The organism is Arthrobacter agilis (genome assembly GCF_002953615.1).
GTDB lineage: Bacteria > Actinomycetota > Actinomycetes > Actinomycetales > Micrococcaceae > Arthrobacter_D > Arthrobacter_D agilis_B.
Genome location: NZ_CP024915.1, coordinates 1,054,213 through 1,060,565 on the forward strand (window position 1 = coordinate 1,054,213; position 6,353 = coordinate 1,060,565).

General features: G+C 70.3%; 7 protein-coding genes. 1 reads left to right on the top strand and 6 read right to left on the bottom strand.

Going from position 1 to position 6,353, the window contains the following annotated elements; genetic code table 11:
* Positions 1–86: 86 nt before the first annotated feature.
* The 6 genes from CVO76_RS05020 to CVO76_RS05045 all read right to left on the bottom strand — a co-directional run bounded on the left by CVO76_RS05020 (position 87) and on the right by CVO76_RS05045 (position 5,146).
* A complete protein-coding gene (locus tag CVO76_RS05020; RefSeq protein ID WP_133081008.1) occupies positions 87–713 on the bottom strand; it encodes a DUF3000 domain-containing protein in 627 nt (208 codons plus the stop codon).
* Positions 714–820: 107 nt separating this feature from the next.
* A complete protein-coding gene (locus tag CVO76_RS05025) occupies positions 821–1,891 on the bottom strand; it encodes a threonine aldolase family protein (RefSeq protein WP_133080616.1) in 1,071 nt (356 codons plus the stop codon).
* A 7-nt stretch (positions 1,892–1,898) separates the two neighbouring features.
* Entirely contained in the window at positions 1,899–2,618 is a 720-nt protein-coding gene (locus CVO76_RS05030; RefSeq protein ID WP_208740996.1) for an SDR family NAD(P)-dependent oxidoreductase, read from the bottom strand.
* Entirely contained in the window at positions 2,615–3,979 is a 1,365-nt protein-coding gene (locus CVO76_RS05035; RefSeq protein WP_133080614.1) for a DUF6421 family protein, read from the bottom strand. The genes CVO76_RS05030 and CVO76_RS05035 overlap by 4 nt, the downstream gene beginning before the upstream one ends.
* A 241-nt stretch (positions 3,980–4,220) precedes the next feature.
* Positions 4,221–4,646, bottom strand: a complete 426-nt coding sequence (gene msrB / locus CVO76_RS05040) for a peptide-methionine (R)-S-oxide reductase MsrB (protein ID WP_133080613.1) — start codon at positions 4,644–4,646, stop codon at positions 4,221–4,223.
* A 14-nt stretch (positions 4,647–4,660) separates the two neighbouring features.
* On the bottom strand, positions 4,661–5,146 hold the full coding sequence (locus CVO76_RS05045) for a universal stress protein (protein ID WP_133080612.1): 486 nt from the start codon (positions 5,144–5,146) through the stop codon (positions 4,661–4,663).
* 89 nt (positions 5,147–5,235) lie between these two features.
* On the opposite strand from CVO76_RS05045, the gene CVO76_RS05050 reads away from it, so the two are divergent.
* Positions 5,236–6,353, top strand: a 1,118-nt coding sequence (locus CVO76_RS05050) for an alpha/beta hydrolase family protein (protein WP_208740998.1), incomplete at its 3' end; no start/stop codon positions are given.

Here is a 6,353-nt window from a genome sequence, read left to right on the forward strand (position 1 = left end):
CATGGTGATTTCAGTCTATCCCCGCGGGCGTGTGCGCCCGGAAAGCACCCGGTGCTGCTCCCGGGCCCGGACGGTGCAGCGCGGAGTCAGGACCTGCGGTGCGGAAGGTGCGCGACGCCGTCGGGCAGCGGCGGCAGCCCGGCGAAGGTGCAGACCATCTCCGACCACGCCTCGAGGTGCCTCCGCACGTCGGAGGTCTCCGGTGTCCAGGACGCACGGAGTTCGATGTCGATGGTGTCGGGCCGGTCCTCGAGCGTCCCATAGCTCTCCGAGAGGATCCTCGTGGCCGTCCCCCCAGTGCTGTGGTGGCGTGCCCCGTGATTGCCCAGTGCTTCCACCAGCCAGGTCCAGGCGACCGAGCCGAGGAGCGCGTCGTTGCCCATGTCCGGTTCGAGCTGTGCCCGGATGTAGGTGACGATCCGGAAGCGGCCGTTCCAGACCTCGGAGCCGTCGGGATCGTACAGGAGGATGAACCGTCCGGTCGCCAGCTCCTCGGGCTCGGGCGGGAGCAGGAGGGTGCGGGCCGGGCCGTGGAGCGGTGGCGGCAGGACGGGCGTGGCCTCGAAGACCTCGGCCCCGAGTGCCACCGCGAAGGGGGCCAGGCGCGACGGCGCCGGGATCTCCTCGAGCCGGATCTCGCTGCGACGGGCTGCTTGCCGCAGGCCGGCGAGGGCGTCCAGGAATTCCGCAGGTAGTTGCGTTATACCGCCGATTGCACTCACCCCCGCAGGTTATGCCCTGCGGGGGTGGCTGCTGCGGCGGCGCGCCGTCGCAACGGGTGTGCGGGCGGGCGCATCCGGCCCGGGACGCACCGCCCGCGTCAGGCGGAGACTTCCCGACGGATCGCCTCGATGAAGGAGTCGACGTCCTCCTCGGTGGTGTCGAACGAGCACATCCAGCGGACCTCCCCGGTTGCCTGGTCCCAGTCGTAGAAGCGGAAGCTCTCGCGGATGCGGTCGGCCGAGCCTGGAGGCAGGATGGCGAAGACCGCGTTGGCCGTGGTCTCCTGCGTGAGCGTGACGCCCTTGATGCCGCGGACGCCCTCGGTCAGGCGTGCGGCCATCGCGTTGGCATGCCCCGCCGAGCGGAGCCACAGGTCGCCCTCCAGCAGGGCGATGAGCTGCGCCGAGACGAAGCGCATCTTCGACGCCAGCTGCATGTTGAGCTTGCGCAGGTACTCCAGGCCCGTGGACGCCTCCGGGTTCAGGACGACTATGCACTCACCGAACATCAGGCCGTTCTTGGTGCCGCCGAAGGACAGGATGTCCACGCCGGCGTCGCGCGTGAAGGCGCGCAGTGGCTGGCCGAGGGCGGCCGCGGCGTTGGCGAGCCGGGCACCGTCCATGTGGACCCGCATGCCACGGGCGTGGCAGTGGTCCGCGATCGCCTTGATCTCCGCGACGGAGTACAGCGTGCCGAGCTCGGTGGTCTGGGTGATCGAGACCGCCAGGGGCTGCGCGCGGTGCTGGTCCCCCCAGCCCCACGCCTCACGGTCGATCAGCTCGGGAGTCAGCTTGCCGTCCGGCGTCGGGACCGTCAGCAGCTTGATGCCGCCCACCCGCTCCGGAGCCGCGTTCTCGTCCACGTTGATGTGGGCCGTCCGCGGGCAGACGACGGCGCCCCAGCGCGGCAGGATCGACTGCAGCGAGAGCACGTTGGCGCCCGTGCCGTTGAAGACGGGGTAGATGGAGATGCCCTCGCCGAAGTGGTGCTCCATCACCTCCTGCAGGCGGGCGGTGTACTGGTCCTCGCCGTAGGCGACCTGGTGGCCCTCGTTCGCTGCGGCGAGCGCGGTGAGGACTTCCGGATGCACGCCCGAGTAGTTGTCGGAGGCGAAGCTCCGCTGGGTGCGGTCGTGCAGGGACGGGGCTGTTGTCAGGGTGTCGGTCACGGTTCCATTATCCCCGATGCGCGTCGCGCACCGCGTCGATGCGGGCCCCGTTGACGTCCGCCGGAGGCGCCCCGAGCAGCGACGCCAGGATGCCGGCGAGATCGTCGACGTGGGTGTAGCCCGGGAACGTCCGGTCGGGGTGCTGCTGCCGCAGGGTGTCGTCGACCAGCGCCTTGACCACGACGGCGGTCGATGCCGCCGCGCTGCCGTCCCTGGCGAAGCCGTCGGCGACGGCCTGGAGCCAGGCGTCGACGGAGGCCTTGACCGCGGCGTAGGAGGCGTTGCCGGCCGTCGGGGCGGCGACGGCGGTGGCGGACACCGCCGCGAGGCGTCCGCCCCGCTCGGCCAACTGGTCGTAGAAGGCCCTGCTGGTGTTGAAGAGGGTGACGAACACCGAGCGGTGCAGGGCGTCGTAGTCCGCCGTGGACTGGGCGGTGATCCCCTTGCCGCCCCGCCAGCCGCCGACGAGGTGGAACAGGGCGTCTGCGCCGCCGTGGTCGGCGCGTACGCGGTCGGCGAGGACCCGCACCGCCGCCTCGTCCGTGAGGTCGCACTCCTGGCGGTCCACGCCCTCGAGCGTCGCGAAGGCCTCGGCGAGCCGCCCGGCGTCCGAGCCGACGGCGACCACCGTCAGTCCGTCCGCGAGGAGCCGTCGCGTGAGGGCCCTGCCGGATGCGCTGGTGGCACCGGCGACGACGGCGGTCCGGCCGCCGGTGCTCTCGCTCATGCCGCGTCCGCCGTGATGCCCGCGGTGGACTCGATGACCGGCTTCATCTTGCGGTCGAGGGCCTCGAAGAACATCGAGAGCGGGAACTCGTCGTCGAGCACGGCGTCGGTCAGGCCACGCGGGGGGCCGAGGAGCTCGAGCGCGTCGGGACCCTTGGCCCAGACCGATGCGGGGTGCGGGGTGACCGTGGCGGATACCAGGTCGTAGGCGGCCAGCCAGTGCGCGATCTTCGGCCGGTCGATCGAGCGCCAGTACAGCTGCTCGATCTGCTCACCGAGGGCGACGACGACGTCCGCCGCCTCGTCCCAGTCGATGGTGAGCTCGGTGTCGGTCCAGTGCAGGACGCGGTGCTGGTGCATCCACGCGAACAGGAGCTGTCCGCCGAGGCCGTCGTAGTTGCGCACGCGGCTACCGGTGATGCTGAAGCGGAAGATGCGGTCGAAGATGACCGCGTACTGCACGAGCTTCGCGTGCTTCCGCGCCTCGGGTGACGCGTCCTCGTCCTTCTCGATCGTGACGGATTCACGGAAGGCGGTGAGGTCGCAGCGCAGTTCCTCGAGCGAGTACAGGAAGAAGGGCATGCGCTGCTTGATCATGAAGGGGTCGAAGGGGAGGTCGCCGCGCATGTGCGTGCGGTCGTGGATGAGGTCCCACATCACGAAGGTCTCCTCGGTGAGTTTCTGGTCGTCGAGGAGTTCCAGGGCGTCCTGCGGCAGTTCCAGGCGCGTGATGTCGGCGGCTGCCCGGACCACGCGGCGGAACCGGGCGGCCTCGCGGTCGGCGAAGATGGCTCCCCAGGTGAAGGTCGGGGTCTCGCTCACCGCGACGGTCTCGGGGAACAGGACGGCGGAGTTCGTGTTGTAGCCCTCGGTGAAGTCGAGGAACCGGATGGGCACGAACAGGCCGTTCGAGTATGCGCCCGCTTCGAGCTCGGCGATGAATTCGGGCCAGAGGACCTCGATCAGCACCGCCTCGACGAGCCGGCTGGTGCTGCCGTTCTGGGTGTACATGGGGAACACCACGAGGTGCTGGAGGCCGTCCGTGCGGTCCTGCTGGGGCTGGAAGGCGAGCAGCGGCTCGAGGAAGTCGGGAACGGCGAATCCGCTCGATCGCCAGGCGTCGAATGCCGTGACGGTGCGCCGGAGGTACTCGGCGTCGTGGGGGAACAGGGGGGCGAGCTCCGTGATCGCGGCCGTGATGGCGACCGTGAGCTCGGCGGCCGGAGCGTGGTGCTCCGGCTCCGGGATGGAACCGTCCTTGACCTGCAACAGGCGCAGCTCCTGGGCTGCTGCCTTGAGGGAGAGCCAGGCGGGCTGCTCCTGGGGCGTGGTGTCGACGGGCGCGAGGGGGGTGACGGTCATGGCTCCTGCTTTCTCTGGTCGTGGATGTCGGATCCGTTGCCGCGAGCGTAGCAACCAGGACAGCTCCTCTTACACTCCGAAGGGAGAAGTTCCAGAAAGTCTTATGCTCGGGAGCGGACGACGGCGGGAGAGGACCAGACCGGCTTTCCCCGCTATGGGACGCACAAGGGACGTACCCGGACACGCAGGACACGGGAAAGGCCGGCTCGCGGGCCGGCCTTTCCGCACGCTCTCGTCCGGGCTACTCCGCCGGAACGAGCTTCATGGAGATCGAGTTGATGCAGAACCGCTGATCCGTGGGGGTGTCGAAGCCCTCGCCCTTGAACAGGTGCCCGAGGTGGGAGTCGCATCTGGCGCAGCGCACCTCGATGCGTTCCATGCCCATCGACCTGTCATGCAGGTACCGCACCCTGTCGTCCGCCAGCGGCGCCCAGAACGAGGGCCACCCGCAGTGCGAGTCGAACTTCTCGTTGCTCGTGAACAGATCGGCACCGCAGGCGCGGCAGGCGTAGGTGCCGGCCGTCTTCGCGTCGTAGTACTCCCCGGTGTAGGGGCGCTCGGTGCCCGCCTTGCGCAGGACCTGGAACTCCTGGGGAGTCAGTTCCCGGCGCCACTCGTCATCGGACTTCTCGATCTCGGGCCGGTAGGTGTCGCGTTCGGTAGTCATATCCGGTGCAACGCCTACGAGTCGCCGATAAATCCCGAACCCGAGTACAGGTGCAGCACGGCGATACCGAGCTTGTCCTGTGCCCTGTTGGCCCAGTCGGTGTGGAACGTGTCGGCCATGGCGTGCGGACGCGTGATCACCACCGCCTGCTCGGCCCCACTCTCCGTGGCCTCCCGCACGAGGGCGTCCACGGGATTCCCCGTCGTCGTGCGCCCGCCCGCCGCGAATCCCTCGTCCCGCAGCAGGCGGAGGGACGCGTCGAGGGCGGTGCGGGCGGCGGCTTCGTCATGGCGGCGGTCGTCGCCGGAGAACGAGCGGAACGCCTCACCGACCTCGAGGAGGCTCAGGTGGCGGAAGAACTCGCCCAGGACGGACTCGTTGCGGTCCTCGGGGATCAGGACGACGACCTCGGCGGGATCCTCACCCTGCAGGGTCCGCAGGTTCCGGAGATCGGGGTGGGTCAGGGCTTCCTCGGTCAGCACCAGTATTGTTCGGCTCATGGCGCCACTGTACTGCGGAGCCCCGCCCGCCCGCGGTGCTGCAGGGGCGCGAATCGACGGCGCCTGCGGCGCAGGGTAGAAATGGAGCTATGGCAACTGGAACGTCGACGGCCGCGACGCAGCGGGTTCGGGCTCCCTGGCTCAAGTGGACCGCACTCGGGGTGGGCGCTGGAGCCGCGCTCGCGTCCTCCGCGGCCGGCGCGGTGTCCGGGCTCGCCGTGTACTTCGCCCGGCAGATCGTCACACCGGCGCGCAGGCGCGACGAGAACCTGGAGATCCTCGCGGTGGTCGGACAGGCGGGCAACCGCACCGTGATCCTCCCCGCGAACGAGGACACGACCATCGAGGGTACCTACAGCCTGCACTTCGACGGGGGAGCGGGCCACGCCCGCGTGGGTGCCATCCGGTCCTACGTGCCCCGGGAGGGGACGGTGGAGCGTGAGGTGGAGGAGGTCTATGCGGGCGACCTGACCTCGGCGACCCGCGGCTGGTGGGGCGGGGCCGTCTACCCGTCACCGGCGGCGATGGGTTTCGCCGAGGAGGAGGTGAGCATCCCCGTCGAGGGCGGCTCGGCCCCGGCCTGGCTCGTCCGCGCTGAAGCTCCTGCCCGCACCTGGGCCATCATGGTGCACGGCCGCGGAGCCTCCCGGGCGGAGGCGCTGCGCGCCGTACCGCCGGCGCGCCGGCTCGGTATGACCAGCCTCGTCCTGTCCTACCGGAACGACGGCGAGGCGCCGTCCGCGCCGGACGGCCGCTACGGCCTCGGGATGACGGAGTGGCACGACGTCGACGCCGCGATCGATTTCGCCGTGTCCTCCGGTGCCCGCGACGTCGTGCTCTTCGGCTGGTCCATGGGCGGCGCGATCGTCCTGCAGACCGCCGACCTCTCCCGGCACCGGCGGCGCATCGCCGCGCTGGTGCTCGACGGCCCCGTCGTCAACTGGATCGAGGTGCTCGCGCACCACGCCGAGCTGAACCGGATCCCCGCCCCTGTCGGGCGGCTCGGGCAGTACCTCCTCGCCAGCCGGCGCGCACGGCGGATCACCGGACTGGCAGCCCCACTGGATCTCAAGAGCATGGACTGGATCGCCCGCGCCGAGCAGCTGACCCTGCCCACGCTCGTCCTGCACAGCGAGGACGACGAGTTCGTGCCCATCGGGCCCTCGGCGGAACTGGCCGCCAGGAACCCGGCCTTCGTCACCCTCGA

What these genes read in the sequence shown, in the direction of transcription:
- CVO76_RS05030 (WP_208740996.1), bottom strand. Translation starts at nt 2,618, where the DNA reads ATGAGCGAGAGCACCGGCGGCCGGACCGCCGTCGTCGCCGGTGCCACC.
- CVO76_RS05035 (WP_133080614.1), bottom strand. Translation starts at nt 3,979, where the DNA reads ATGACCGTCACCCCCCTCGCGCCCGTCGACACCACGCCCCAGGAGCAG.
- msrB (WP_133080613.1), bottom strand. Translation starts at nt 4,646, where the DNA reads ATGACTACCGAACGCGACACCTACCGGCCCGAGATCGAGAAGTCCGAT.
- CVO76_RS05045 (WP_133080612.1), bottom strand. Translation starts at nt 5,146, where the DNA reads ATGAGCCGAACAATACTGGTGCTGACCGAGGAAGCCCTGACCCACCCC.